The sequence below is a fragment of the Cupriavidus sp. OV096 genome (assembly GCF_900115455.1).
Lineage (GTDB): Bacteria > Pseudomonadota > Gammaproteobacteria > Burkholderiales > Burkholderiaceae > Cupriavidus.
This window is the reverse complement of record NZ_FOWM01000001.1, coordinates 600,358-626,439: the sequence shown is the minus strand read 5'-3', so window position 1 is coordinate 626,439 and position 26,082 is coordinate 600,358. Positions and strand designations below refer to the sequence as shown.

At 65.8% G+C, this 26,082-nt stretch carries 23 protein-coding genes; 13 read left to right on the top strand and 10 right to left on the bottom strand.

Going from position 1 to position 26,082, the window contains the following annotated elements:
- The 3 genes from BM115_RS02895 to BM115_RS02885 form a co-directional block, all read right to left on the bottom strand.
- The gene (locus BM115_RS02895) at positions 1-987 is read right to left on the bottom strand and encodes a homoserine kinase (protein WP_092290382.1); all 987 of its coding nucleotides are present in this window, start codon (positions 985-987) and stop codon (positions 1-3) included.
- Positions 988-1,133: 146 nt separating this feature from the next.
- On the bottom strand, positions 1,134-1,502 hold the full coding sequence (locus BM115_RS02890; RefSeq protein ID WP_092290380.1) for a DUF2782 domain-containing protein: 369 nt from the start codon (positions 1,500-1,502) through the stop codon (positions 1,134-1,136).
- 196 nt (positions 1,503-1,698) lie between these two features.
- Positions 1,699-2,646, bottom strand: coding sequence for an LOG family protein (locus BM115_RS02885; protein ID WP_255370674.1), 948 nt, complete (start codon positions 2,644-2,646; stop codon positions 1,699-1,701).
- A 4-nt stretch (positions 2,647-2,650) separates the two neighbouring features.
- Here BM115_RS02885 and polA point away from each other — a divergent pair, with 4 nt between their 5' ends.
- The 4 genes from polA to BM115_RS02865 all read left to right on the top strand — a co-directional run bounded on the left by polA (position 2,651) and on the right by BM115_RS02865 (position 9,130).
- A complete protein-coding gene (polA, locus tag BM115_RS02880; RefSeq protein ID WP_092290378.1) occupies positions 2,651-5,473 on the top strand; it encodes a DNA polymerase I in 2,823 nt (940 codons plus the stop codon).
- Between the two features lie 204 nt (positions 5,474-5,677).
- Complete coding sequence (locus tag BM115_RS02875; protein WP_255370673.1) at positions 5,678-7,162, top strand: NAD(P)/FAD-dependent oxidoreductase; 1,485 nt, start codon at positions 5,678-5,680, stop codon at positions 7,160-7,162.
- A gap of 105 nt (positions 7,163-7,267) precedes the next feature.
- Positions 7,268-8,143, top strand: coding sequence for a dienelactone hydrolase family protein (locus BM115_RS02870; RefSeq protein ID WP_092290376.1), 876 nt, complete (start codon positions 7,268-7,270; stop codon positions 8,141-8,143).
- Between the two features lie 177 nt (positions 8,144-8,320).
- Positions 8,321-9,130, top strand: a complete 810-nt coding sequence (locus tag BM115_RS02865; protein WP_255370686.1) for a ZIP family metal transporter — start codon at positions 8,321-8,323, stop codon at positions 9,128-9,130.
- Between the two features lie 21 nt (positions 9,131-9,151).
- Here the strand turns inward: BM115_RS02865 and BM115_RS02860 are convergent, their stop codons facing one another.
- From BM115_RS02860 to BM115_RS02840, 5 genes are all read right to left on the bottom strand, one after another.
- A complete protein-coding gene (locus BM115_RS02860) occupies positions 9,152-10,027 on the bottom strand; it encodes a sulfurtransferase (protein WP_092290371.1) in 876 nt (291 codons plus the stop codon).
- Positions 10,028-10,079: 52 nt separating this feature from the next.
- Positions 10,080-10,358, bottom strand: coding sequence for a hypothetical protein (locus tag BM115_RS02855; RefSeq protein WP_092290369.1), 279 nt, complete (start codon positions 10,356-10,358; stop codon positions 10,080-10,082).
- Positions 10,355-10,813: a DUF2778 domain-containing protein gene (locus BM115_RS02850; protein WP_092290367.1), complete on the bottom strand. Its 459-nt coding sequence runs from the start codon at positions 10,811-10,813 to the stop codon at positions 10,355-10,357. Before BM115_RS02850 ends, BM115_RS02855 begins: the two co-directional genes overlap by 4 nt.
- A gap of 98 nt (positions 10,814-10,911) precedes the next feature.
- Positions 10,912-11,832, bottom strand: a complete 921-nt coding sequence (locus BM115_RS02845) for a DMT family transporter (RefSeq protein ID WP_092290365.1) — start codon at positions 11,830-11,832, stop codon at positions 10,912-10,914.
- A gap of 200 nt (positions 11,833-12,032) precedes the next feature.
- Positions 12,033-13,136, bottom strand: coding sequence for an aromatic ring-hydroxylating oxygenase subunit alpha (locus BM115_RS02840; RefSeq protein WP_092290362.1), 1,104 nt, complete (start codon positions 13,134-13,136; stop codon positions 12,033-12,035).
- A 489-nt stretch (positions 13,137-13,625) separates the two neighbouring features.
- Between BM115_RS02840 and BM115_RS02835 the strand changes: the two genes are divergently transcribed.
- The 4 genes from BM115_RS02835 to folE2 all read left to right on the top strand — a co-directional run bounded on the left by BM115_RS02835 (position 13,626) and on the right by folE2 (position 17,692).
- Positions 13,626-13,928, top strand: a complete 303-nt coding sequence (locus BM115_RS02835; RefSeq protein WP_092290360.1) for an exodeoxyribonuclease VII small subunit — start codon at positions 13,626-13,628, stop codon at positions 13,926-13,928.
- On the top strand, positions 13,925-14,809 hold the full coding sequence (locus BM115_RS02830) for a polyprenyl synthetase family protein (protein ID WP_092290358.1): 885 nt from the start codon (positions 13,925-13,927) through the stop codon (positions 14,807-14,809). The genes BM115_RS02835 and BM115_RS02830 overlap by 4 nt, the downstream gene beginning before the upstream one ends.
- A gap of 44 nt (positions 14,810-14,853) precedes the next feature.
- The gene (gene dxs, locus BM115_RS02825) at positions 14,854-16,773 is read left to right on the top strand and encodes a 1-deoxy-D-xylulose-5-phosphate synthase (protein ID WP_092290356.1); all 1,920 of its coding nucleotides are present in this window, start codon (positions 14,854-14,856) and stop codon (positions 16,771-16,773) included.
- Between the two features lie 112 nt (positions 16,774-16,885).
- Positions 16,886-17,692 (top strand): GTP cyclohydrolase FolE2, encoded by an 807-nt coding sequence (folE2, locus tag BM115_RS02820; RefSeq protein WP_092290354.1) that lies wholly within the window; start codon positions 16,886-16,888, stop codon positions 17,690-17,692.
- Between the two features lie 166 nt (positions 17,693-17,858).
- Here the strand turns inward: folE2 and tsaD are convergent, their stop codons facing one another.
- The gene (gene tsaD, locus BM115_RS02815; protein ID WP_092290352.1) at positions 17,859-18,887 is read right to left on the bottom strand and encodes a tRNA (adenosine(37)-N6)-threonylcarbamoyltransferase complex transferase subunit TsaD; all 1,029 of its coding nucleotides are present in this window, start codon (positions 18,885-18,887) and stop codon (positions 17,859-17,861) included.
- A gap of 153 nt (positions 18,888-19,040) precedes the next feature.
- Here tsaD and BM115_RS02810 point away from each other — a divergent pair, with 153 nt between their 5' ends.
- From BM115_RS02810 to dnaG, 4 genes are all read left to right on the top strand, one after another.
- Positions 19,041-20,294, top strand: a complete 1,254-nt coding sequence (locus BM115_RS02810; protein ID WP_255370672.1) for a BaiN/RdsA family NAD(P)/FAD-dependent oxidoreductase — start codon at positions 19,041-19,043, stop codon at positions 20,292-20,294.
- A 125-nt stretch (positions 20,295-20,419) separates the two neighbouring features.
- The gene (gene rpsU, locus BM115_RS02805; protein WP_092290348.1) at positions 20,420-20,632 is read left to right on the top strand and encodes a 30S ribosomal protein S21; all 213 of its coding nucleotides are present in this window, start codon (positions 20,420-20,422) and stop codon (positions 20,630-20,632) included.
- Between the two features lie 138 nt (positions 20,633-20,770).
- On the top strand, positions 20,771-21,220 hold the full coding sequence (locus BM115_RS02800; protein ID WP_092290346.1) for a GatB/YqeY domain-containing protein: 450 nt from the start codon (positions 20,771-20,773) through the stop codon (positions 21,218-21,220).
- A 216-nt stretch (positions 21,221-21,436) separates the two neighbouring features.
- Positions 21,437-23,278, top strand: coding sequence for a DNA primase (gene dnaG, locus BM115_RS02795; RefSeq protein WP_092290344.1), 1,842 nt, complete (start codon positions 21,437-21,439; stop codon positions 23,276-23,278).
- Positions 23,279-23,440: 162 nt separating this feature from the next.
- On the opposite strand, the gene BM115_RS02790 is transcribed toward dnaG, so the two are convergent.
- A complete protein-coding gene (locus tag BM115_RS02790; protein ID WP_255370671.1) occupies positions 23,441-23,773 on the bottom strand; it encodes a hypothetical protein in 333 nt (110 codons plus the stop codon).
- On the opposite strand from BM115_RS02790, the gene rpoD reads away from it, so the two are divergent.
- Complete coding sequence (rpoD, locus tag BM115_RS02785) at positions 23,772-26,081, top strand: RNA polymerase sigma factor RpoD (RefSeq protein ID WP_255370670.1); 2,310 nt, start codon at positions 23,772-23,774, stop codon at positions 26,079-26,081. The genes BM115_RS02790 and rpoD overlap by 2 nt on opposite strands.
- Position 26,082: the final 1 nt, after the last annotated feature.

Genomic DNA, 26,082 nt, shown 5'->3' with positions numbered 1-26,082 from the left:
TCAGATCCAGGGGAGCGGTGCGGCGTCGTCGAGACGGCGGCGCAGGATGCGTTCGAAGTGGGTCGGATCGTGCGGCTGGAGCATGTCGGCCTCGCGCGGCAGGAAAAAGTCCCACAGACGCGATACCCAGAAGCGCAGCGCGCCCGCACGGAGCATGTCCTGCCAATGCGCGGCCTCGGTCGCCGTGAGCGGCCTCACCGCATGATAAGCCCGCAGCATGGCCTGCGCCCGGTCAACGTCCAGCGCGCCGGTGGGCAGGTCGATACACCAGTCGTTCACGGTCACGGCCAGGTCGAACAGCCACTTGTCGTTGCCGGCGAAGTAGAAATCGAAGAAACCGCCGAGTTGCGGCGCGCCGCTGGCGTCGGTGTCGAACAGGACGTTGTCGCGGAACAGGTCGCAGTGGCACGGGCCGCCGGCCAGCGCGGCGTAGTCGGCGCTGCCGAAGAACGCGGTCTGGTGGGCGATCTCGCCGGCCAGCAACTGGCGCTGGGCCGGGTCGAGGAACGGCAGGATCTCGGGCTCGGTCTGGCGCCACCAGGCCAGGCTGCGCAGGTTGGGCTGCTGGCGCGGATAGTCCTGCCCGGCCAGGTGCATGCGGGCCAGCATGGTGCCCACCTCGGCGCAGTGGCTGGCCTGCGGGGACAGTTGCGACGCCCCGGAGAGCCGCGTGACGATGGTCGCCGGCTTGCCCTTGAGCGCGCGCAGGATTTCCCCGTCGCGCGCGGCCACGGGCGCCGGCACGCTGATGCCGTGTCGGGCCAGATGGTCCATCAGGTGCAGGTAGTACGGCAGCTGCGCGAAGGTCAGCCGCTCGAAGATGGTCAGCACGTACTCGCGCGTGACGCCATCCTGCTCCATGGTCAGAAAGAAATTGCTGTTCTCGATCCCGGAAGCAATGCCGCGCAACGCGCGGACTTCGCCAAGGTCGTAGTCAAGCAGCCAGCGGGCGATCTCGTCCTGCGAGACCGTGGTGAATACGGCCATACTGTTTTATTGGTGCGAATCGGGCGCGGCAGGCCGGTCTGGACAAAAACCGTCCGCCGCCGCGGCATGACTGCCGGAGGGCCGGCGCGATCCGGTCGGGCGTTGCCGTCCGGCCGGGTCGTGGGTGAAAAGGGTCGTTGAGACGCTCAGAACTTCAGGTTGACCGACGGCACGCGGTTCACGTCATGGTCACGAATCTTGGGCGAGCTGTCTTCCGGCTTGCTCATCTCGTACTTCGTGCCCACGCCGGAGCGTACCTGGATATCGGTGGCCTGCCCCTTGTTCCGGTACTCGGTCACCTGGGTCCCATCGCGCTCACGCAGCACGAAACTCGGCTCGCGCGGCTGGTTGAGCTGGCTTTTCGACGCGGGCGCGATCGGCTGATTGTTGATCTGGTTCAGTTCTTGTTGTGTCAGCGCACTGCTTTCCGCGTTGCCCTGTGCGGCGGCCAGGGCCGGCACGAGTGCCAGCACGGTCGCGGCGAGCACGGCAGCCGGGTGCGAGGGGGAGGTCATCTGGGGCTCCTGTGCGTGCGGGCCGGCAGGCCCCGCCACGCGGATTGAGTCTGCGGCCCGGCGGCGCCGGACCTGGCAGACTGACAGGCTTCCATTCTAGCAATTCCTGCCGCCCACGGGCCGCTCTCGTGACCCCCGGGGCACCCCGGCACGTGCTGCCTGCGCCCCCTGGCTGGCCGGGGACGCCGCCAATGCCTTACAGATAGAACATTTCTTCCTTCGGCGGAATCGGGTGATCGCCGCCGCGCTTCTCGTAATAGTCATAGACCGCCTCCAGCACTTCATGGGGCTCGTCCACGATCTTCATCAGGTCGAGGTCGTGCTCGGCGATCAGGCCCATCGGCAGCAGCGTGAAGCGGAACCAGTCCAGCAGGCCCTTCCAGAACCGGCTGCCGTACATCACCACCGGCACCGAGCGCGACTTGCCGGTCTGCACCAGCGTGAGCACCTCGGCCAGCTCGTCCAGCGTGCCGAAGCCGCCGGGCATGACGATGAAGGCGTCCGAATTCTTCACGAAGGTGACCTTGCGCGTGAAGAAGTGGCGGAAGCGCATGGCGATGTCCTGGTACGGATTGCCCTGCTGCTCGTGCGGAAGCTCGATGTTCAGGCCGACGCTGGCGGACTTGCCGGCGTGCGCGCCCTTGTTCGCCGCTTCCATGATGCCGGGGCCGCCGCCGGAGATCACCGCGAAGCCGGCGTCCGAGAACAGCCGGGCAATCTCGATGGTCTTCTGGTAGTACGGCGAGTCCTCGCGCAGGCGCGCGCTGCCGTAGATCGAGACCGCCGGGCGGATCTCCGAGAGGTACTCGGTCGCCTCGATGAACTCTGCCATAATCGTGAACATTTGCCACGAGGCACGCGCCTTCTTCGCGGTGGCGCGGTCTTCATCCGCCAGCGCGCGCAGGCTCGGAATCATCTTGCGTGGGTTGGCACGCGCAGCTGCCGCCGCGGCAGCTGCATCCTGGGCTTCGGGCGATTTGCCCGCCGCCGCGGCATCGGCTTTCGCGGCGATGGCGGCGGCATGCGCCGAGGCCTTCTCGGGCGGCGGGTTCACGGTATCGCCGGAGATGTCGGAAACGTCCGTATCGGCCAGGGGGCCGGTCGCTGCGCCACCAGCAGGGGCGCCAGTCAATTTAGAGTCCATGGGAATGTCGGATAGTCAAAAAACGCTTTTGCTCGTCGATGGATCGAGCTACTTGTATCGCGCGTATCACGCTCTGCCGGACCTGAGGAATGGCGAAGGGCTGCCTACAGGGGCAATCTACGGCATGATCAACATGTTGCGCAAGCTGCGCAACGACTTCCCGGCAGAGTATATCGCTTGCGTGTTCGACGCCAAGGGCAAGACGTTCCGGGATGCGCTATACCCCGCATATAAGGAACATCGCCCGTCCATGCCCGAGGATCTGGCCAGGCAGATCGAGCCGATCCACGAGGCCGTGCGCGCGCTGGGCTGGCCGATCGTGGTGGTGGAAGGCGTGGAGGCCGACGACGTGATCGGCACACTGGCCTGCCAGGCCACGGCACAGGGCGTGCGTACCGTGGTATCCACGGGCGACAAGGACCTCGCGCAACTGGTGAACGACCACGTCACGCTGGTCAACACCATGAGCGGCGAAGTGCTCGATCCGCCCGGTGTGGTGGCCAAGTTCGGCGTGCCGCCGGAGCGGATCGTCGACTATCTCTCGCTGATTGGCGATGCGGTGGACAACGTGCCCGGCGTGCCCAAGGTGGGTCCGAAGACCGCCGTGAAATGGCTTGCCGAATACGGCACGCTCGACACCATCATGGCCGGTGCCGATGGCATCAAGGGCGTGGTGGGCGAGAACCTGCGCAACACGCTCGACTGGCTGCCGCGCGCCCGGGAGCTGGTCACGGTCAAGACCGACTGCGACCTCAGCGACGCCGTGGCGGACTTCCACGCGCTGCGCGAACTGGGCGAGGACAACGAGAAGCTGATCGCCTTCTTCTCGCGCTATGGTTTCAAGACCTGGCTGCGCGAGGCCACGGGCGAATCGCTGCCGAACGCCCGTGCCGCCGCCCGCTCGTCGCGTGCCGGCGCCGCGCCGGCGCCTTCGCCGCAGGGCGGGCTGTTCGATGGCCCGGCCGATGTGTCGACCGACCTGCCGGCACCCGACACCACCCCGGCCGAGATCCGCTACGAGACCGTGACCACCGAGGCTGCACTCGACGCCTGGATCGCCCGGATCGTCGACGCGCCGCTGACCGCCATCGACACGGAAACCACCTCGCTCGACCCGATGCAGGCCCAGTTGGTGGGCCTGTCGCTGTCGGTGGAGCCCGGCGAGGCCGCCTACATCCCGGTCGCCCATCGCGGCCCGGACGTGGCCGGCATGGATAACCACGGCCAGCTCTCGCGCGACTACGTGCTGGAGCGCCTGCGCCCGTGGCTGGAAGACCCGGCGCGGCCGAAGCTAGGCCAGCACCTGAAGTACGACTCGCACGTCTTCGCCAACCACGGCGTCAAGCTGCGCGGCATCGCCCAGGACACGATGCTGGAAAGCTACGTGCTGGCCTCGCACCGCAATCACGGCATGGACAGCCTGGCCGAGCGGTTGCTGAACCTGAAGACGCTGACCTACGAGGAAGTCTGCGGCAAGGGCGCCAGCCAGATCGGCTTCGACCAGATCGACCTCCAGCGCGCCACCGAGTACGCGGCCGAGGATGCCGACGTGACGCTGCGCCTCCATCGCAAGATGCATCCGCAGCTGGACGCGGCAGACGGGCTCAAGTACGTGTACGAGAATATCGAGATCCCGGTCTCGGTGGTGCTTCAGAAGATCGAGCGCAATGGCGTGCTGATCGATGCCGCGCGGCTTGGCGCGCAGAGCGCCGAACTCGGCCAGCGCATGATGGAGCTGGAAAAAGCCGCCTTCGAGGCCGCTGGCCAGCCGTTCAATCTCGGTTCGCCGAAGCAGATCGGCGAAATCCTGTTCACGCAGATGAAGCTGCCGGTGGTCAAGAAGACCGCCAGCGGGGCGCCGTCCACCGACGAAGAGGTGCTGCAGAAGCTGGCGGAGGACTATCCGCTGCCCAAGCTGCTGCTCGACTATCGGGGTCTGTCGAAGCTCAAGTCCACCTACACGGACAAGCTGCCGAAGATGGTCAACCCGCAGACCGGACGCGTGCACACGAGCTACGGCCAGGCCACGGCCGTGACGGGCCGGCTGGCCTCGACCGAGCCGAACCTGCAGAACATCCCGGTGCGGACCGAGGAAGGCCGGCGCATCCGCGAGGCGTTCATCGCCGCGCCGGGCAACGTGATCGTCTCCGCCGACTACTCGCAGATCGAGCTGCGCATCATGGCCCATATCTCGGGCGACGAGAACCTGCTGCGCGCGTTCGCCAACGGCGAGGACATCCACCGCGCCACGGCGGCCGAGATCTTCGGCGTGGAGCGCGAGGCGGTGTCCAGCGAGCAGCGCCGCTACGCCAAGGTCATCAACTTCGGTCTGATCTACGGCATGAGCGCGTTCGGGCTGGCCAGCAACCTCGGCATCGAGCGCGAAGCGGCCAAGCACTACATCGACCGCTACTTCATGCGCTACCCGGGTGTGGCCCACTACATGGAAGAGACGCGCCAGACCGCGCGCGAGCAGGGCTACGTGGAAACGGTGTTTGGCCGCCGCCTCTGGCTGCCCGACATCAACGGCGGCAACGGCCCGCGCCGCCAGGGCGCCGAGCGCGCCGCCATCAACGCGCCGATGCAGGGCACGGCGGCGGACCTGATCAAGCTGTCGATGATCGCCGTGCAGGACTGGCTCGAGCGCGACAACCTCGGCACGCGCCAGATCATGCAGGTGCACGATGAACTGGTCCTCGAAGTGCCGCAGGCCGAACTCGAGCTGGTGAAGACGCGCCTGCCCGAGCTGATGTGCTCCGTGGCGACGCTGCGCGTGCCATTGGTGGCCGAAGTGGGCAGCGGCAGCAACTGGGAAGAGGCGCATTGAAGGTGACGCCTCTCCTGCATGCGGATGCGTACAGGAGAGGCGTTGCGGTGAATGCGCGACATCATCGCGTGGAGGCTTGCCAGTTCTATTGCCGTGCAGCAAACTGGCAGCAACGAACATGATCCGCGCGACGCCACAACGACAACATAATCCTCGCCGACGCGGGTCGACACCGGTTTCCAAATAGAGAAGATCGGGTAGACCATGAGCACCACGGATGGCAGTACAACCGGTAGCGAAGTAGCGGCAGGCACGGCGGCACACATCGGTACGCAAGCCGATACACGGGGCGAGACATCGCCCAATCCATCGCCCACCCCATCGCCCACCCCATCGCACAACGCCCAGCGCGACGCGCTGCGCGCGACGCAGGCATCCACCCATCGGATCATCGTCGTTGGCGGCGGGGCCGGCGGGCTCGAACTCGTGACCCGGCTCGGCGACAAGCTGGGCAAACGCGGCCAGGCCCAGGTGGTGCTGGTGGACCGCTCGCCCACGCACATCTGGAAGCCGCTGCTGCACGAAGTCGCCGCCGGCAGCATGGATCCCAACACCCACCAGCTCGAGTACGTCGCGCAGGCGCGGTGGCACCACTTCGAGTTCCAGCAGGGCGAACTGACGGGCGTCGATCGGGCGCGCAAGGTCATCCAGGTGGCCGCGTGCGTCGATCTGGATGGCACGGAGCTGCTGCCCGCACGCGAACTCCCCTATGACACGCTGGTCCTGGCCATCGGCTGCGTCACGCATTTCTTCAACGTGCCCGGCGCGGCCGAGCATGCGATCGCGCTCGATACCGTCGAGCAGGCGGAGCGCTTCCGCCGCAAGCTGATTGCCGCGTGCGTGCGCGCCCAGAACGGGCGGGGTCGCACCGGCGAGGACGGCCGGCCGCGCGTGGACGTGGCGATCATCGGCGCCGGCGCCACGGGCGTGGAACTGTCCGCCGAGCTGCGCAACACCGCGCACGTGCTCAACGCCTACGGCCTGCACCAGTTGGACCCGCGCCGCGACGTGCGCATCCACGTGATCGAAGCCGGCCCGCGCATCCTGCCGGCGCTGTCCGAGCGCGTTTCCGCCGAGACCACCAAGCTGCTGCGCAAGCTCGACGTGGACGTGCTGACCGCCGAGCGCGTGACGCAGGTCACCGACGACGCCGTGCTCACCGCCAGCGACAAGCGCATCGACGCCGACCTGACGGTCTGGGCGGCCGGCATCACCGCGCCGGGTGTCCTCCGCACGCTCGGGCTGCCGGTCAGCAAGCAGGGCCAGATCGTGGTCGGTCCCACGCTGCAAACCGAGGCCGATCCGGACATCTTCGCGTTCGGCGACTGCGCCAGCTGCCCGTGGCCGGAGAAGCAGACCGCCGTGCCGCCGCGCGCGCAGGCGGCGCACCAGCAGGCCACCTTCCTCTATGACGCGATCCGCGCACGCATGGACGGCAAGCCGCTGCCGAAGTTCGGGTTCAAGGACTTCGGCTCGCTGGTGTCCCTGGGGCACTTCAGCGCGGTCGGCAGCCTGATGGGTGGGCTGATTGGTGGGTCGATGTTTATCGAGGGGCTGATGGCACGCTTCATGTACACCTCGCTGTACCGGATGCACGTGCTGGCGCTCCACGGCGCCATCGGCATGGGGCTCGATACGGTGACGCACTGGCTGCGCAGCAAGACCAGCCCGCGCGTAAAGCTGCACTGAGGCACTGAGGGGAGGAGGCGCACGGGGCGGCAAAGTGCGCTTAGAATCGCTGGCGTTGCGTGAGCATCGTATGCGTCACGCCAGCGAACCCAAGGAGCCCGCCCCATGCTGCAGCCTGAAGTGGAAAGCCTCGTCCCCGGCCAGACGTTCGATCGCCGGCGTTTCGTCAAGACCGCGCTGGGCTCCGCCTTTGCGGCGGCGGCCCTGCCGGTGGCGGCCGAAACCATCAAGACCAACTTCAATGGCCTGACCGCCGGCGAAGTGACCATCCCGTCCGGCGGCTTCAACATGCCCGCCTACCGTGCCCAGCCCGAAGGCAAGACCAACCTGCCCGTGGTGCTCGTGATCAGCGAGATCTTCGGGGTGCATGAACACATTGCAGACATTTGCCGACGCTTCGCCAAGCTCGGCTACCTGGCCATCGCGCCGGAACTGTTCGCGCGGCAGGGCGACCCGGGCAGCTTCGGCACGATCCAGGAATTGCAGACCAACGTCATCGCCAAGGTGCCGGACGCGCAGGTCATGGGCGACCTGGACGCCGCCAGCACCTGGGCCGGGGCCCATGGCGGCGACCTGAACCGGCTCGGCATCACCGGTTTCTGCTGGGGTGGACGCGTCACATGGCTCTACACCGCCCACAGCCCCCGGGTGAAGGCCGGCGTGGCCTGGTACGGCCAACTGGTGGGTGAGCCGACGCCGCTCAAGCCGCGCAGCGCGCTGGAGAGCGTCAACCAGCTCCACGCGCCCGTGCTGGGACTGTACGGCGGCAAGGACACCGGCATCACGCAGGAGCACGTCGCGAAGATGAAGGCCGCGCTGGCAGCATCGCCCGATGCCAATGCGAAGGCCTCGACCTTCGTGGTCTATCCCGAGGCCGGCCATGCCTTCAATGCCGATTACCGATCCAGCTACGTGGAAGCCGCCGCCAAGGATGGCTGGCAGCGCTGCCTCGCCTGGCTGAAGGCGAACAAGGTCGCCTGAGCCGGGGAGGGCGATTGACCCCGCGCTGAGTCGGACCATTGCGGACATTGCAAAGTCGGTGCGGACATACGTACAATGCGGCTTTCCAGTTTTTGCAACCTTGTTGCGTTAATCGGTATGCGGGCGGCCTGACCGTCGCATACCGGGCGCCGGGAGCCCATCATCCATTCCACGCTTCTGTACATCCTGCTGGCGGCGACCATTTCGGGCGTCGGGAGCATTCTCGGGGCGGCGCTGCTGTCGCTGACCGTGGCCTCGCGCGTGGTCGACCGCATGGTGAGCTTCTCGGTAGGGGTGCTGCTGGCCACGGCGCTGCTTCACTCGCTGCCCGAGGCGTTCGAGTCCGGCGCAGACCCGCGTGCGCTGTTCGGCACATTACTGGCTGGCCTGCTGGGCTTCTTCCTGCTGGAGAAGATCTCGCTGCTGCGCCACTCGCACCACCATGAGGGCGATGGGCACCACCATCATCACGGCCACGACCGCGAGGAAGCGGGCCGCAGCGGCCTGACCATCCTCGTCGGCGACACCTTCCACAACTTTGCCGATGGCATCGTGATTGCCGCTGCCTTCCTGGCCGATCCCAAGATCGGCGTGGTGACGGCGCTGGCGATTGCCGCGCATGAGATTCCGCAGGAAGTCGGCGATTTCATCGTGCTGCTCAACGCGGGGTTCTCGAAGGCGCGCGCCTTTGCATTCAACCTGTTGTCGAGCCTGGCGGCCGTGGTCGGCGGCGTGGTGGGATATTTCCTGCTGGACCAGCTGAGCGGCTGGATTCCGTACGTGCTCGTGATTGCATCGAGCAGCTTCGTCTACATCGCCGTGAGCGACCTGATGCCGCAGATGCAGCGCCGGCCGCGCCTCAAGGAATCGGCGGTGCAGGTGGTGCTGGTGGCGGCGGGCATCGCGGCGATCGTGTTCATCACGAACGGCGTGCGCGAGGAACACGACCACCACCGTGGGGCGAAGACGGAGGCGGCGTCGCGCTGACGCCGCTTCGCGCCTGGGGATTCAGGCCCCAGTCGCCACCGGCCGCTTCGGGTCGGCGCACCACTCGCTCCACGACCCCGGATAGAGCGCCGCGCCGGTCAGCCCGGCCACTTCCATCGCCAGCAGGTTGTGGCAGGCGGTCACGCCGGAGCCGCACTGCATCACCGTATCGGCCGGCGCCTTGCCGGCAAACACCTGGCCGAACTCCGCACGCAGCGTCTCCGCCGGCTTGAAATGGCCGTCCGCGGCGAGGTTGTCCTTGAAGAAGCGATTCACCGCACCGGGAATATGGCCGCCGACCGGGTCGAGCGTCTCGTTCTCGCCGCGGAAGCGGTCGGCGGCGCGGGCATCCACGACCAGCCGCGCGGGGCTGGCGAGATTGGCCAGCAGCGCCTCGGCATCGACGGTCGGGACCAGCGACGCCTTGCGCGACAGGTCGCCGCCAGTGCCTTTATCAGTGTCCGTATCGGGCTCCGGGGTTGCCCCGCGCTCGAGCGGCAGCCCAGCCGCCACCCAGGCATTCTTCCCGCCATCGAGCACCGTCACGGCCCCATGGCCAATCCAGCGCATCAGCCACCAGAGCCGGGCCGCGAACATGCCGCCCTGGGCGTCATAGGCCACGACCAGCGAACCATCGTTCACGCCAAGCGCCCGTAGCCGCGCGGCGAACAACTCCGCATCGGGCAGCGGATGCCGGCCGTTGAAGCCGGTCTTGGGCCCGGACAGTTCGTTATCGAGATGGAGGTAGTAGGCCCCCGGCAGGTGCCCCTGGTGATAGGCCTCGCGCCCGGCGGCCGGGTCGGCGAGATCGAACGAGCAGTCGAACAGCACGACATCGTGGGTGCCCTGACTAAGCAGTTGGTTCAGCTCGGTGGCGGTGATCAGTGGAGTCGGCATTGCGGTGAGCATGGGGTTTGGCGATGGCCTCCATGCTACACCGGGGGATCGATCAGTGCGGTTTCGCGCGTCGGCGGAGCTTGCGCCGGAGGAACAGGCCAAGTGCCGTCAGGACGGCCACCGGCGGGAACGAGAGGATCAGGTAGTAGTAGGTCGTCAACGACTCGATGCCCCTTGGCTGATAGTCCCTTGTCAGCCAGTCGATGAAACGGCCCACTGACTCAGGGTATTCAGGGAAATAGTCGGGATAGCGGCTCCATACGAGCCCATGGATATGCGTGGCGACGACCAGCCAGATCACCAGCAGGACTGCATTGCGGAGCCGACTCATCTGACGACCACTTTCCCGTAAGCGAGGAGCGTTGTTCTCGGGATCAAACGTTTTTTCGAGGCCGTCAGCAAATGACGTAGGACGTGAAAGTCATTAGCACGATCGATCGTGATGAAGCCCTTGCTGATGCCACGTCTACCTTTTGGGTGCAATCTGAAGTTGCCTCGACGAACTTCATTGCAGAACGTCCAATCGTCCATGCGGCCATCGTCGGCGTACAGCGCGAACCAATCCGTTTGGCGTTCGTACCATTCGTAAAACCACCCCAGTCGACCGCCAGATTCACGATCAAGGATGTAGTACGTGCCTGGTGGAATGGGGCCATGGTCCGGAATACAGATGCTCGTTCGCTTGTTGATGTGGGGAGCTAGGCCAGAAAAGGCAGGAAACTCGGCACTTCCTGCACGGAAGGCACTCATCGGCTGGTCGTTCAACACAAAACTGCGCTGCTGCATGGCAAGGCTCCGTCGTCGCGTTCAGACGGGAGACTCTATCCATTCATCATCCGACGGATCTGACCCGCATCAAGGCGGGTCGGCCTTTCGGCGTTCTGCTACACCTCAGGATGTACTTCCGCCTCCGCCGATTTCACCGGCGTGGCGGGGGTGGGATGTTTGTCGGTGTCGCGGGCGCGGGTGAGGGTGGTGGCGATGCCGCTGGCGATGATCAGCACCATGCCGAGCCACGAGATCCAGTTGAGCTTGTCGTCCCAGACCAGGATGCCCCAGAGGCTGGAGAACACGATGCCGGCGTATTGGAGGTTGGCGGTCAGCAGGGTGTTGCCGCGCTTGTAGGCGCGTGTCATCGAGGTTTGGCCCAGCGTGGCCAGGATGCCGATGGCGAGCAGCAGGCCGGCGCCGTGCCAGGTGTGGTGGCTGACGCCCGAGTAGAGCATCCAGACCAGCCCGCAGACCATGCCCACGCTCGAGAAGTAGAAGACGATGCGGCCCTCGGGCTCGCCGAGCTGGCCGAGCTGGCGCACCTCCACATAGGCCAGCGCCGTGAACACGCCAGAGATCAGTCCGATGAGGCCGCCGGTCAGCTGGTCCTTGCCGACCGACGGCTGCAGCAGGCACAGCACCCCGGCGAACGACAGCAGGATTGCGCCGATCAGCTTGCGGTCCGCGCCGCCCGCCGTGCCGGCCAGCGCCGCGCTGGCGCCCAGGATCAGGGCGATCCAGACCGGCGACATGTAGTTCAGCGTCATGGCCGTGGCCAGCGGCAGCAGCGTGATCGAGGTGAACCAGAGCAGCAGGGCGGTCACGCCGAACAGGCTGCGCTTGATGTGCGTGGCCATGTGCGGCGTGCGCACGGAGATGCCTTGCGAGCGCAGCATGATCCACATGATCGTCACGCCGATGATGCTGCGGTAGAAGACGATCTCGCCTGTGGTGTAGAACTCGGATGCCAGCTTGACGCCCACCCCCATCAAGGAAAAGGCGAAGGCGGCGAACAGCATCCAGAGCGATTGCATGGCGGGGGGCGAGAGAGGTGGAACGGCGGCCGGCCGGGCTTCGTGGTGGCCGGCGCAGCGCGGGAAAACCCCGATTCTAACAGTGGCCAGATGGCCACTCCAACGCAAAACGGACCGTTTTCACGGTCCGTTTCTGGCTGGCTACAGGGCTTGGGCGAATAGCGGGCGATAACCGACCACGGTGGTGGCCCGCCGGCGCCTCAGCCGGTGTACTGCATGGCTCCCCGATACCATTCGTGGAAGTGCTGCATGCCGTCTTCCATCGGCGACTGGTACGGACCGGTCTCGCTGACGCCGCGCTTCATCAGCGCCTGGCGGCCGGCGTCCATGCGCTCGGCGATCTCGTCGTCCTCGATGCACGTCTCCATATAGGCGGCGCGCTCGGCCTCGACGAACTCGCGCTCGAACAGCGCGATTTCCTCGGGGTAGTAGAACTCCACCACATTGCGGGTCTTGCGCGGACCCACCGGGTGCAGCGTCGAGATGACCAGCACGTTGGGGTACCACTCCACCATCACGTTGGGGTAGTAAGTCAGCCAGATCGCGCCGTGCTTGGGCAGCTTGCCGTTGTTGAAGCGCAACACCGCGTCGTGCCACTTTTGGTACGTCGGGCTACCCGGCCGCTTCAGGCCCTGGTGCAGGCCCACGGTCTGCACGCTGTGCCATTCGCCGAACTCCCAGGTCAGGTCGTCGCACGAGACAAAGCTGCCCAGTCCCGGGTGGAACGGCACGACGTGGTAGTCCTCCAGATAGACCTCGATGAAGGTCTTCCAGTTGTAGTCGCACTCGTGCACTTCCACGTGGTCGAGCATGTAGCCGTCGAAGTTCAGGTCCTCGGCCACCCCCATGCGCGCGAGGTCCGCGCGCACGTCGCGGGCGCCCTCGAACAGCAGGCCGTTCCAGTTCTGGAGCGGCGACCGGTTCAGGTGGACGCACGGCTGCTGCGCGAAATGCGGCGCGCCGAGCAGGTCACCCTTGAGGTCGTAGGTCCAGCGATGGAGCGGGCAGACGATGTTCTTGGCGTTGCCGCGGCCGTTCAGCATGATGGCCTGGCGGTGGCGGCAGACATTCGACAGCAGCTCGATACCTTCCGGATTGCGGACCAGCATGCGGCCCTCGTCCTCGGCGGCGAGCGTGTGGAAATCGCCCGTCTCCGGGACCATCAGCGTATGGCCGACGTATCCCGGGCCCTTCTTGAACAGCAGTTCCAGTTCTTGTTGATGCAGCGCCTCGTCAAAGTAGACATCCACGGGCAACTGCGAATCAGCCGGCGCCAGCTTGAGCGCGGTGCTGAGATTGGACATTATCCCCACTCCCTAGTAACAGGCGAAAGCAGTGAACAACCCAACCATCGAAATATGAGAAATCGATTTGGGAAACCCTGTCAGACGAGCCGGGCGCGGTCCGGTTCCCCGGCGGGACTGGCCGAAACTGAGTTCGGTGCAGGCGGGCACAGGGCGGGAGCGGCGTTACCACAAAGACACGCAAAAGCTGGCAACGGGCGGCCCTTGGCACGGCGTCGCCGATCTCGCTGACGAGGGCGGAATTGTACCCGAGCCGAAAAGTTAAGGGTCTGATTATTTTGCCTTTTTAGCGAAAAAGTCGACCCGGGTCGTCATGGAGGTGCCCTTTGGATCGCATTCGGAATGACGACCATAGCGCACAAGTCACTTCCATGAAATGGGGTGATCGATAGATAACATTTCGTGCGTGTACGCCACGTTGACGATACGTATCTGCGGCCAAGTCCGGGATTGGCGTAAAATCCCTAATTCCCCTGAACAAGGCCCGACATGCCAAAACCCACGACCACACCGGTCCAGCCTGACGACGCGCCCGCAGCCGGCGCGCAGCCAGCCTCTTACGAGGCCGCCATGGCGGAGCTGGAAACCCTAGTGGCCAGCATGGAAAGCGGCGAACTGCCCCTCGAGGCCTCTTTCACCGCGTACCGTCGCGGTGCCGAACTGGTGCGCTACTGCCAGCAGAGCCTGGAGCGGGTGGCGCAGCAGGTCAAAGTACTGGAGGGCGACGCGCTGAAGCCGCTGGCTGGCGAGTCCCGTCCCGATAACAACAGCAACGGCACAGATTTCGAATGAGCGATTTCGCTACCTGGATGCGGGCGCAGGGCGCCCGGACCGAGGCCGCCCTGGACTCGGCACTGCCGTCCACGGACACAATTCCACACACCTTGCACGAGGCCATGCGCTATGCTGTCCTCGGCGGTGGCAAGCGGGTACGCCCGCTGCTGGTACACGCGGCCGGTGAAGTGGCCGGTGCCACACCCGAGGCATGTGACGCGGCGGCCTGCGCGGTGGAGATGATCCACGCTTACTCGCTGGTCCACGACGACATGCCCTGCATGGACGATGACGACCTGCGGCGCGGGCGCCCCACAGTGCACAAGGCCTATGACGAGGCCACCGCGCTGCTCGTGGGTGACGCATTGCAGACCCAGGCGTTCATCCTGCTGGCCCGCACCCCGGCGCTGGCGCCCGAAGCGCGCCTGAAGCTGGTGGACGAGCTGGCCGTGGCCTCGGGCTCGGTCGGCATGGCCGGCGGGCAGGCCATCGACCTGCAGAACGTGGGCTTGGCGATGTCGCGCGACGCGCTGGAAGCCATGCACCGGATGAAGACCGGCGCCCTGCTGCGCGCGAGTGTGCGCATGGGAGCGTTGTGCGGAAGTATCGATCCCGCCGGCCTGGCCGCGCTGGACCGCTACGCGGCTGCCGTGGGATTGGCGTTCCAGGTGGTTGACGATATTCTGGACGTCACGGCCGATACGGCAACCCTCGGCAAGACCGCCGGCAAGGACGCCGCCAATGACAAGCCGACCTATGTGTCGCTGATGGGCCTCGATGCCGCGCGCGCGCTGGCTGCCCAGTTGCGCACCGATGCCCACGAGGCATTGGCGGGATTCGGCACCCGGGCAGGCCGGCTGGCCGAACTGGCCGACCTGATCGTGCTGCGCTCCAATTGAACTGACAAGCCGGACATAGAGAATCCGGCGGCCGAACGGACATCATGACCTACACGCTGCTCAACAAAATCGACGAACCCGCAGACCTGCGCAAGCTGGATCGACGCCAGCTCGACACGCTGGCTGACGAACTGCGCGCCTATGTGCTGGAATCGGTCTCCCAGACCGGCGGGCACCTGTCGTCCAACCTCGGCACGGTGGAGCTGACCATTGCGCTCCACTATGTGTTCGATACCCCGTCCGACCGCGTGGTCTGGGACGTGGGCCATCAGAGCTACCCTCACAAGATCCTGACCGGCCGCCGCGACCGCATGTCCACGCTGCGCCAGTACGGTGGCATCTCGGGCTTCCCGCGCCGCGCGGAGAGCGAGTTCGACACCTTTGGCACCGCCCACTCGTCCACCTCGATCTCGGCCGCGCTGGGCATGGCCCTGGGCGCCCGCACCAAGGGCGAGAAGCGCGTCGGCATCGCCGTGATCGGCGACGGCGCGATGACCGCCGGCATGGCCTTCGAAGCGATGAACAACGCCGGCGTCTACAAGGACCTGCCGCTGCTGGTGGTGCTGAACGACAACGACATGTCGATCTCGCCGCCGGTGGGCATGCTGAACCGCCACCTCGCGCGCCTGCTCTCCGGCCAGTTCTACGCGGCCACCAAGAAGGGCATCGAGCGCGTGCTGTCGGTGGCCCCGCCGGTGCTGGAATTCGCAAAACGGCTGGAAGAACATGCCAAGGGCATGGTCGTGCCGGCCACGCTGTTCGAGGAATTCGGCTTCGACTACATCGGCCCGATCGATGGTCACGACCTGAACTCGCTGGTGCCGACGCTGCAGAACATTCGCCAGCGCGCGCTGGAAGGCCACGGCCCGCAGTTCCTGCACGTGGTGACCAAGAAGGGCCAGGGCTACAAGCTGGCCGAGGCCGACCCGATCCTGTATCACGGCCCCGGCAAGTTCAATCCGGCCGAGGGCATCCGCCCGTCTGCCAAGCCGTCGCGCAAGACCTACACGCAGGTTTTCGGCGAATGGCTGTGCGACATGGCCGCCGCCGACAAGCGTGTGATCGGCGTGACGCCGGCCATGCGCGAGGGCTCGGGCATGGTCGAGTTCGAGAAGCGCTTCCCGGACCGCTACTACGACGTGGGCATCGCCGAGCAGCACGCGGTGACCTTTGCCGGTGGCCTGGCCTGCGAGGGACTGAAGCCGGTCGTGGCGATCTACTCGACCTTCCTGCAACGCGGCTATGACCAGCTGATCCACGACGTGGCGCTGCAGAACCTGCCCGTGGTGTTCGCGCTGGACCGCGCCGGCCTGGTGGGCGCCGATGGCGCCACGCACGCCGGTGCCTACGACATCGCCTACCTGCGCTGCATCCCCAACATGATGGTGATGACGCCGGCCGATGAGAACGAGTGCCGCCAGTTGCTGACCACGGCGTTCCAGCAGGATTGCCCGACCGCCGTGCGCTATCCGCGCGGCGCCGGCGCCGGCGTGGCTACCGAGGCCGCGCTGACCGCGCTGCCGGTAGGCAAGGGCGAGATGCGCCGCGAGGGCCATGCCCGCGCGGGCCAGCGCGTGGCGTTCCTGGCGTTCGGCTCGATGCTGCACCCGGCACTGGGCGCGGCCGAGGCACTGGACGCCTCCGTGGCCAACATGCGCTTCGTCAAGCCGCTGGACGTGGAGCTGGTGAAGTCGCTGGCCGCGAACCACGACTACCTCGTGACTGTGGAGGAGGGCAGCACGATGGGCGGCGCTGGCAGCGCGGTCCTGGAGGCGCTGGCCGAGGCTGGCATCGACATTCCGGTGCTGGTGCTGGGCCTGCCCGACAAGTTCATCGATCATGGCGATCCGGCGTTCCTGCTGTCGCAGTGCGGCCTCGACGCCGCCGGCATCGAGCGTTCGGTGCGCGAGCGTTTCGCCATCGCCGAGGCGCCCGTCAAGGTCGCCACGCCGCGCGTGGCCTGATCCGCACGGCAGTTCCAGGCAGTAAAAGCCGGCGCGGCCCATCCCGCGCCGGCTTCTTTTTTCACACTCGTTGCGCGGGGGATGACCGCCGCGACCGTAAAGGAAACCGTAGATGAACGACATCAATCCCGCCTTCGTCATGCCCGACGTGCAGTCGAGCGTGGACACCCGCCAGATCGTGATCCAGCGCGTGGGCGTCAAGGGCGTGCGCTATCCGCTCTCGCTGAAGACCCCGGCCGGCGTAGTGGCCACCGTGGGCACCTTCGATCTCGATGTACGCCTGCCGGCGGACCAGAAGGGCACGCATATGTCGCGCTTCGTGGCGCTGCTGGAGGACCACCGCGCCCCGCTCGACCTGGCCGCGTTCCGCACGCTGCTGGACGACATGCTGGTGCGCCTGGAAGCCGACGCCGGCCGCATCGAGGTCACGTTCCCGTATTTCATCTCGAAGACCGCGCCGGTGTCCGGCGTGGAATCGCTGATGGACTACGCGGTCACGCTGACGGGTGAGGTCCGCGACGGCCAATCGCGCCTGTGGTTGACCGCGCTGGTGCCGGTGACCAGCCTGTGCCCGTGCTCGAAGAAGATCTCGCAGTACGGCGCGCACAACCAGCGCTCGCATATCACGATGCGCGTGGAACTGGTCGGCGACCTGCCCGTGGAAGCGCTGGTGCGCATGGCCGAGGAAGAGGCGTCGTGCGAACTGTGGGGTCTGCTCAAGCGCCCGGACGAGAAGTTCGTGACCGAGCGCGCCTACGAGAACCCGAAGTTCGTCGAAGACCTCGTGCGAGACATCGCGATGCGGCTCAACGCCGATGCGCGGATCGTCGCGTACACGCTGGAAGCGGAGAATTTCGAGTCCATCCACAATCACAGCGCCTACGCCGTGATCGAGCACGACAAGCGGCAGCCCGCCTGAGCGCGTCGTCGCCAAGAAAAAAGCCACCCTCGGGTGGCTTTTTTACTCGTTGCACGGCGGATCAGAGGAGGTTCACCGCCGGCGTGCCTGCCAGCACCTCCGCCACCTTCATGCTGGCCGTAGCCGGCTGCCGATCGGACCTGGAGGATTCCCTCGACCTTAGGCCTCAGGCGGGCAGGCGGATGTCGGCCAGATCCCAGCGCGGCGTGACGCCGTAGTCGTAGCCGTGACGGGCCACCTGCGGCGCCGCCTGGAGCCGCATGGCGCCGGCAAACGCGATCATCGCACCGTTATCGGTGCAGAAGGCGAGGTCGGGGTAGTAGACGTCCACCTTGCGGCGGCGGCCCATCTCGTTCAGGCGCTCGCGCAGTTGCTGGTTGGCGCCCACGCCGCCGGCCACCACCAGGCGCTTGTGCCCGGTCTGCTTGAGCGCGGCGAACGACTTGGCCGAAAGCACGTCGACGATGGCATCGACAAAGGCGCGCGCGAGGTTGGCACGATCCTGCTCGCACGGATTCGAAAGCTTGCGGGTTTGTGTCAATACGGCGGTCTTGAGCCCCGCGAACGAGAAATCGAGATTGCCCGAATGGAGCATCGGCCGGGGCAGGTCGAACGCGCCCGGCGAGCCGAACGCGGCCATCCGCGACACTTCCGGGCCACCCGGATAGCCGAGGCCGAGCAGCTTGGCGGTCTTGTCAAAGGCTTCGCCGGCGGCATCGTCGAGGGTCTCGCCCAGCAGCGTGTAGTCGCCCACGCCCTTGACCTCCATCAACTGCGTATGGCCGCCCGAGACCAGCAGCGCGATGAACGGGAAGGGCGGCGGTGCGTCGGTCAGCAGCGGCGAGAGCAGGTGGCCTTCCAGATGATGGACGCCCACCATGGGCACGTTCAGCGCGAATCCGAGTGCGTTGGCGACGGAAGCCCCCACCAGCAGCGCGCCGGCGAGCCCCGGCCCCTGGGTGTAGGCGATGGCGTCGATGTCCTGGCGCGTGCGGCCGGCGTCGTCCAGCACCTGGCGCAGCAGGGGCAGCACGCGGCGGATATGGTCGCGCGAGGCCAGTTCGGGCACCACGCCGCCGTATTCGCGGTGCATGGCGATCTGCGAATGCAGCGCGTGCGCGAGCAGGCCGGCCTCGGTGTCATAGAGGGCCAGCCCGGTTTCATCGCAGGAGGATTCGATACCGAGGACGAGCATGGAAAACAGGAACGGCCAGTGCGATAAACGCTGAATTGGCGTCGATCGTGCCGGCAAGTGCGCATAAATAGGGAAGGACAGCAGGGTAGCACAGCGGCAGGCGGTGCGCCGGCGCGGCTTTTCGCTACAATCCACGCTTCTTGAAAGGCAGGTATGACAACAGGGGCGATGAAGGGCAAGGCCGAGCGGTTCGACGTGGCAGTGCTGGGCGCGGGTGCGGCCGGCATGATGTGTGCCGCCGTGGCCGGGCAGCGCGGGGCGCGTGTGGTGCTGATCGACCACGCGACGCGGCTCGCTGAGAAAATTCGCATCTCGGGCGGTGGCCGCTGCAATTTCACCAATCTCCAGGCCGGCCCGGCCAACTACCTGTCATCGAACCCGCATTTCTGCCGGTCGGCGCTGGCGCGCTACACCCCGCAGGACTTCCTGGCGCTGATGCGCCGGTATGACATCGGCTGGCATGAGAAACATCGCGGCCAGCTGTTCTGTAATGACAGCGCCGAGGACGTGATCCAGATGCTGCGCGCCGAATGTGACGCGGGCAGCGTGCACTGGCGCACCGGCTGCACCATCGAGGAGATTCGCCGCGAAGGCGATGACTATCTGCTGCTGACCACGCAGGGCACGGTCCGCGCCGGTGCGGTGGTCGTGGCGACGGGTGGTTTGTCGATCCCGAAGATCGGCGCCACGGATTTTGGCTATCGCATCGCCCGCCAGTTCGGGCTCAAGATGATCGATACGCGGCCCGCCCTGGTGCCGCTGACGTTCGATGGTCAGGCGTGGCAGCCCTTCGTGCCGCTTGCGGGAGTGTCGATGGAAGTCGACATCAGCACCGGCAGCGGCAAGGCGGCCGGCGCGTTCAAGGAAGATCTGCTGTGGACGCACCGCGGGCTGTCCGGCCCGGCCGTGCTGCAGATTTCCAGCTTCTGGCGCCCCGGCACGCCGATCGAGATCGATCTGTTCGATGGCGAGGATGCCGCCGACTGGCTGATCGGACATAAAAAGGGCAGCCGCAAGCATCTGGCGAACCTGCTCGGCGAACGCCTGCCGTCGCGGCTGGCCGACGCATGGTGCGCGGCGGCCGGCCTGCCAGGCGCCCAGCCGGTGGCGGACCTGCCGGACAAGGCGCTGCGCCAGCTTGGCGACGCGCTGAACCGCTGGCAACTGGTGCCCTCGGGCACCGAGGGCTACAAGAAGGCCGAAGTGACGATCGGCGGCGTGGACACGCGCGGGCTGTCCTCCGCCACGATGATGGCGCGCGAGGTGGACGGGCTCTACTTCATCGGCGAGGTGGTCGACGTGACCGGCTGGCTGGGCGGCTACAACTTCCAGTGGGCCTGGGCATCGGCCGTCGCGGCCGGCGAAGCAGTGGCGGAAGCATCACGTGGCGCGAGCGCTGTGGCGTAGCCGGCACGGTCCGTCCAGGCGGGGCCGATGCGCGTGCAGCGTCACAGGCCTTGCGCTACAATCGGCGCTCTCATCACGCTGGCAAGGGCTGGCAGCCGGCAGTCTCTTCTTTCCTTTTTGGCCAAATGACGACGATTCGCCTCAAAGAAAATGAACCGTTCGAAGTCGCGATGCGCCGCTTCAAGCGCACCATCGAGAAGAACGGGCTGATTACCGAACTGCGCGCGCGAGAGTTTTACGAGAAGCCGACCGCCGAGCGCAAGCGTAAGCGGGACGCCGCGGTGAAGCGCCATTACAAGCGCATCCGCAGCCAGACGCTGCCCAAGAAGCTCTACTGATCGCGCCTTGCGTCAGCTCCGAACCCGCTGCGGGCATGGCTCCGGCGGGTTTTTGCGTTAAGGTCCAATTATCGGTCCGGGCGACGCCGCGCTGGCGCGCGCCTGGTTGCTGTCCATCCATTCTTTCGGAAATCTGCCATGTCCCTCAAAGCCCGCATCAACGACGACATGAAGGCCGCCATGCGCGCCCGTGAATCCGAGCGGCTCGGCACCATCCGCCTGCTCATGGCCGCTATCAAGCAGCGCGAGGTAGATGATCGTGTGGAGCTGGATGACGCCGGCATCACCGCCGTCGTGGACAAGATGCTCAAGCAGCGCAAGGACTCCATCTCGCAGTTCGAGCAGGCCGGCCGTACCGACCTCGCTGACAAGGAGAAGGCCGAGGTGGAAGTGCTGACCGCCTATATGCCGGCCCAGCTGTCCGAGGCCGAAGTGGCTGCCGAAGTCCAGAAGGCCGTGACCGAGTCCGGCGCGGCCGGTCCGCAGGACATGGGCAAGGTCATGGGCTTGGTCAAGGCGCGCCTGGCAGGCCGCGCCGACATGACGGCCGTCTCGGCGCTGGTCAAGGCGGCGCTGACGGGCAAGTGATCGACTGGCAATCGGCAAATTCTGGATGTTGGCGTGGCGTTGGGCGAAGAAGCCGTCAGGTTGACGGGGCTTGGCGATGAAAGCCCGGTTTTTCGGGCGCCACGTTGCATCTGCACTACAATGATTCGATAGCCACCGGGCGACGTTCCGGTCACGCATTCACAGAAAAGCGGTCGCCAACGCGGCAGGCCGCCCTCCATCAGGACGGTCAGTCGGGTGATTCCGCAATCCTTTATTCAGGACCTGCTCAACCGTGTCGACATTGTCGATGTGGTGGGCAAGTATGTGCAGCTGAAGAAGGGCGGCGCCAATTTCATGGGCCTCTGCCCGTTCCATAACGAGAAATCCCCGTCGTTCACGGTGTCGCCGACGAAGCAGTTCTATCACTGCTTTGGCTGCGGCGCACATGGCTCGGCCATCGGCTTCCTGATGGAGTATTCGGGCCAGTCCTATCCCGATGCGGTGCGCGAGCTGGCGCAGTCCGTGGGGGTGACGGTGCCCGAGGAGCGCGACCGCCTGCCGCCGGCCCAGCGTGCCGAGCAGCAGGCCAAGACCGTGGCGTTGTCCGATGCCATGACGCGCGCCACCGAGTTCTATCGCAAGCAACTGCGCGGGGCGCCGCAGGCCATCCAGTACCTCAAGGGGCGGGGCCTGACCGGCGAGATCGCGGCGAATTTTGGCCTGGGCTACGCGCCGGACGACTGGCAGGGCCTGGAAGCCGTCTTCGGCAGCTACCGGGACGACAATGTGGCTGCCCCGTTGGTCGAGGGCGGGTTGCTGATCGAGTCGAGCGAGAAGCGCGATGCCGACGGCAAGCCGCGCCGCTATGACCGCTTCCGCGACCGCATCATGTTCCCCATCCGCAACACCAAGGGGAATGTGATCGGCTTTGGGGGCCGGGTGATGGGTCAGGGTGAGCCAAAATACCTGAACTCCCCGGAAACGCCGCTCTTCAGCAAGGGAACGGAGCTGTACGGCTTGTTCGAGGCCCGGCACGCCATCCGCGAAAATGGCTACGTGTTGGTGGTGGAAGGCTATATGGATGTGGTGGCGTTGGCCCAGTTGGGCTTCGCCAATGCCGTGGCCACGCTTGGCACCGCGTGCACGACCGTGCACGTGCAGAAGCTGTTGCGCCAGACCGACGCAGTGGTGTTCTCGTTCGATGGCGACTCTGCGGGCCGGCGCGCGGCGAGGCGGGCGTTGGAAGCGTGTTTGCCGCACGTTGCCGACAACAAGACGATCCGTTTCCTGTTTTTACCGTCAGAACACGATCCTGACAGCTATGTACGGGAAGAGGGCACCGATGCCTTCGCCCGGCAAGTGCAGACCGCGATGCCGCTGTCGCGCTTCCTGCTCCAGGTGGTCACCGAGGAACAGGACCTGCGCCAGCCCGAGGGCCGCGCCCGTGCCCAGTACGAGGCCAAGCCGCTGCTCCAGTCGATGCCGGCCGGCGGATTGCGCCTACAGATCGTGCGCGAACTTGCCGATGCTACCGGTACGACACCTGCCGAGATCGAGGCCGTGTGCGGATTGGGCAGCGATTCGTCGCGGGTGGGGCGTTTCGCCCAGCCCAGGCCGCGCGCGCGCCGTCAGGCGCCGACCGGGCTGGAGCAGCGCGTGATTCAGTTGCTGATGAGCTATCCGTCGCTCGCTGGGCGTCTCGATGCCGATACGCGGGCGCTGCTGCTAGACAGTACAAGGCCGGAGGCCGAAGTACTCGCTCACTTGGTGGATGCCTGTGATGGCCTCCAGGGGGCGGTGAACTTCGCGGCATTCAGCGAGCATCTGGCGCAAACGCCCTATGCCGAGGTCTACGCGGGAGCCCGGACGGCGGTGCTCAAGGAAGAAATCGAGGAAGAGCCGGCGACGATGGAATTCGACGGCGCCATCCACAAATTACTGGCGGAACCCCTGCAGCGCGAGTTGGAAGCGCTCCAAAAGGCAGTTTCGGCCGGTGGGGCCAGCGACGCGGAAAAAACCCGCATGGTCTGGCTGGTGGCCGAGGTGCAGCGGCGCCGCCAGCTTGGCTTGCGGCCCGCCACGGCCGATGGAGCCTGATCTGGCAGGGTGTTGAACAGGATGCAGTGGAAAGGTGAAATGGGGGCTTGAGTGCACAACGGTAGGTGTCCAGACGGGGATATCTGGCGCTTGTCCGGTGCTTAAGCCTTGATTTTTCAGGTGAAAACCTTACCTGAGTGGAAGCCGGGTGTTGGTGACGTGCTACAATGCCCGGTTTGGATTGCGAAATCTCTCTCCAGTACTGGCGAAAGTGAGCGTGCCAATGGCAAAGGCCAAAGCAACCGAAAGGGTAGCCGATAAGGCGCCCTCCAAAGCTCCCCAATCAGGGAGCGGCAAGGCGTCCGTGAATACAACGGCGGCGAAGACTTCGACCGCGACAGTCAGGACGACAACAGCCCGGTCTGCGCCAGCAAAGCCCGCGCACGGTGCAACTGCACCGGCAGGGACCACTTCCGCCAGGAATCGCATATCCGAAAAGACAAAGCCCTCGACTTCGGCACGCGAGAGCGGCGATAGCGCCAATACGAGCGGCATGCATGCCGCTTCTGCACCCGTGAAAGGCAAGAGTATCACCGTGGCGAAACAGCAGAATACCGAAGTCGAGAGCAAGCGTGCGGCAACGACGGCCAGCACCCGGAACGGAGCCGCCAAGACTGGCGCTGCCGCCGTGGCGCCAAAGGCCCGTGCCGCGACTCCCGCACCCGTTGCATCCGAGCCTCCCGCTGCCCCGGCCGTCAAGCCGGAGCCCAAGAAGCGTGGCCGCAAGCCCAAGGCCGAGATGCAGCAAGACGACAGCACCCCTGAAGACGTGACTGAAGAGTTTTACGAAAACGACGCGCCAGCGGCCGCCGCACCCGCCGCCACCGCTGCGCCCAAGACCGAGAAGCAGAAGGCCAAGGACCGCAAGGCCAAGGAAAAGGCGCTGCTCAAGGAGTTCGCCTCGACCCAGCAGGGCACCGAGGAGGAACTCGAGGTCCGCCGCCAGAAGCTCAAGGCGCTGATCAAGCTCGGTAAGTCGCGCGGCTACCTGACCTACGCGGAAATCAACGATCACCTGCCGGACGACATGGTCGATTCGGAAACGATCGACACGCTGGTCGCCACGCTGAACGACATCGGCATCGCCGTCTACGAGCAGGCGCCGGACGCCGAAACGCTGCTGCTCAACGACAACGCGCCGTCCGCCACGAGCGAGGAAGAGGCTGAGGAAGAGGCGGAAGCCGCACTTTCGACCGTCGATTCCGAATTCGGCCGCACCACCGACCCGGTCCGCATGTACATGCGCGAAATGGGCACGGTGGAGCTGCTGACGCGCGAGGGCGAAATCGAGATCGCCAAGCGGATCGAAGCGGGCCTGAAGGACATGGTCATGGCCATCTCGGCCTGCCCGGTCACGATTTCCGAGATCCTGGCGCACGCCGAGCGCGTGGCGAACGACGAGATCAAGATCGACGAGTTCGTCGATGGCCTGATCGACCCGAACGCCGACGACGTGGCGGTAGCAGCCCCGGCTGCGGCCGCAGCGGCAGCCGAGGAGGAAGATGTCGAGTCCGACGAGGAAAGCGACGGCGACGAGGAAGACGAGGACGACAGCGCTGCTGGCGGCGCGGCTTCCGCACGTCAACTGGAAGAACTGAAGCAGAACGCGCTGGAGAAATTCCGCGTGATCGCCGAGCAGTTCGACAAGATGCGCCGTGCCTTCGAGAAGGAAGGCTACAAGTCCAAACCGTACGTGAAGGCGCAGGAAGCGATCCAGGCCGAACTGATGGGCATCCGCTTCACCGCGCGTAACGTGGAGCGCCTGTGCGACACGCTGCGTGGCCAGGTGGATGAGGTGCGCAAGCTCGAACGCGCGATCCTGAACATCGTCGTGGACAAGTGCGGCATGCCGCGCTCGGACTTCGTCGCCCGCTTCCCGGGCAACGAGACGAACCTGGACTGGATCGAGACCGTGGTGGCCGACCACAAGGGCTACAGCACGATCGTCGAGCGTAACGTGCCGGCCGTGCACGAACTGCAGCAGAAGCTGATCGACCTGCAGGCGCGCGTGGTGCTGCCGCTGAAGGAGCTGAAGGACGTCAACCGCAAGATGTCCGAGGGCGAGAAGCGCGCCCGCGAGGCCAAGCGCGAGATGACCGAGGCCAACCTGCGTCTGGTGATCTCGATCGCCAAGAAGTACACGAACCGTGGCCTGCAGTTCCTGGATCTGATCCAGGAAGGCAACATCGGCCTGATGAAGGCGGTGGACAAGTTCGAATACCGTCGCGGCTACAAGTTCTCCACGTACGCCACGTGGTGGATCCGCCAGGCCATTACGCGTTCGATCGCGGATCAGGCACGCACGATCCGGATTCCGGTGCACATGATCGAAACGATCAACAAGATGAACCGGATTTCGCGTCAGATCCTGCAGGAAACGGGCAACGAGCCCGATCCGGCAACGCTGGCCGAAAAGATGGAGATGCCGGAGGACAAGATCCGCAAGATCATGAAGATCGCGAAGGAGCCGATCTCCATGGAAACGCCGATCGGTGACGACGACGACTCGCATCTGGGCGACTTCATCGAAGACACGAACACGCTGGCGCCGGCCGAGGCCGCGCTGCATGGTTCGATGCGCGACGTGGTGAAGGACGTGCTGGACAGCCTGACGCCGCGCGAGGCCAAGGTGCTGCGGATGCGTTTCGGCATCGAAATGAGCACGGACCACACGCTGGAAGAAGTGGGCAAGCAGTTCGACGTGACGCGTGAACGGATTCGCCAGATCGAGGCCAAGGCACTGCGCAAGCTGCGCCACCCGAGCCGCTCCGACAAGCTGAAGAGCTTCCTGGAAGGCAACTAAG

What these genes read in the sequence shown, in the direction of transcription:
- BM115_RS02875 (WP_255370673.1), top strand. Translation starts at nt 5,678, where the DNA reads ATGAGCACCACGGATGGCAGTACAACCGGTAGCGAAGTAGCGGCAGGC.
- tsaD (WP_092290352.1), bottom strand. Translation starts at nt 18,887, where the DNA reads ATGCTCGTCCTCGGTATCGAATCCTCCTGCGATGAAACCGGGCTGGCC.
- polA (WP_092290378.1), top strand. Translation starts at nt 2,651, where the DNA reads ATGTCGGATAGTCAAAAAACGCTTTTGCTCGTCGATGGATCGAGCTAC.
- dxs (WP_092290356.1), top strand. Translation starts at nt 14,854, where the DNA reads ATGACCTACACGCTGCTCAACAAAATCGACGAACCCGCAGACCTGCGC.
- folE2 (WP_092290354.1), top strand. Translation starts at nt 16,886, where the DNA reads ATGAACGACATCAATCCCGCCTTCGTCATGCCCGACGTGCAGTCGAGC.
- BM115_RS02810 (WP_255370672.1), top strand. Translation starts at nt 19,041, where the DNA reads ATGACAACAGGGGCGATGAAGGGCAAGGCCGAGCGGTTCGACGTGGCA.
- BM115_RS02860 (WP_092290371.1), bottom strand. Translation starts at nt 10,027, where the DNA reads ATGCCGACTCCACTGATCACCGCCACCGAGCTGAACCAACTGCTTAGT.
- BM115_RS02835 (WP_092290360.1), top strand. Translation starts at nt 13,626, where the DNA reads ATGCCAAAACCCACGACCACACCGGTCCAGCCTGACGACGCGCCCGCA.
- rpsU (WP_092290348.1), top strand. Translation starts at nt 20,420, where the DNA reads ATGACGACGATTCGCCTCAAAGAAAATGAACCGTTCGAAGTCGCGATG.
- BM115_RS02830 (WP_092290358.1), top strand. Translation starts at nt 13,925, where the DNA reads ATGAGCGATTTCGCTACCTGGATGCGGGCGCAGGGCGCCCGGACCGAG.
- BM115_RS02840 (WP_092290362.1), bottom strand. Translation starts at nt 13,136, where the DNA reads ATGTCCAATCTCAGCACCGCGCTCAAGCTGGCGCCGGCTGATTCGCAG.
- rpoD (WP_255370670.1), top strand. Translation starts at nt 23,772, where the DNA reads ATGCATGCCGCTTCTGCACCCGTGAAAGGCAAGAGTATCACCGTGGCG.
- BM115_RS02870 (WP_092290376.1), top strand. Translation starts at nt 7,268, where the DNA reads ATGCTGCAGCCTGAAGTGGAAAGCCTCGTCCCCGGCCAGACGTTCGAT.
- BM115_RS02850 (WP_092290367.1), bottom strand. Translation starts at nt 10,813, where the DNA reads ATGCAGCAGCGCAGTTTTGTGTTGAACGACCAGCCGATGAGTGCCTTC.
- BM115_RS02800 (WP_092290346.1), top strand. Translation starts at nt 20,771, where the DNA reads ATGTCCCTCAAAGCCCGCATCAACGACGACATGAAGGCCGCCATGCGC.
- BM115_RS02790 (WP_255370671.1), bottom strand. Translation starts at nt 23,773, where the DNA reads ATGCCGCTCGTATTGGCGCTATCGCCGCTCTCGCGTGCCGAAGTCGAG.
- BM115_RS02890 (WP_092290380.1), bottom strand. Translation starts at nt 1,502, where the DNA reads ATGACCTCCCCCTCGCACCCGGCTGCCGTGCTCGCCGCGACCGTGCTG.
- BM115_RS02895 (WP_092290382.1), bottom strand. Translation starts at nt 987, where the DNA reads ATGGCCGTATTCACCACGGTCTCGCAGGACGAGATCGCCCGCTGGCTG.
- BM115_RS02855 (WP_092290369.1), bottom strand. Translation starts at nt 10,358, where the DNA reads ATGAGTCGGCTCCGCAATGCAGTCCTGCTGGTGATCTGGCTGGTCGTC.
- BM115_RS02845 (WP_092290365.1), bottom strand. Translation starts at nt 11,832, where the DNA reads ATGCAATCGCTCTGGATGCTGTTCGCCGCCTTCGCCTTTTCCTTGATG.
- BM115_RS02885 (WP_255370674.1), bottom strand. Translation starts at nt 2,646, where the DNA reads ATGGACTCTAAATTGACTGGCGCCCCTGCTGGTGGCGCAGCGACCGGC.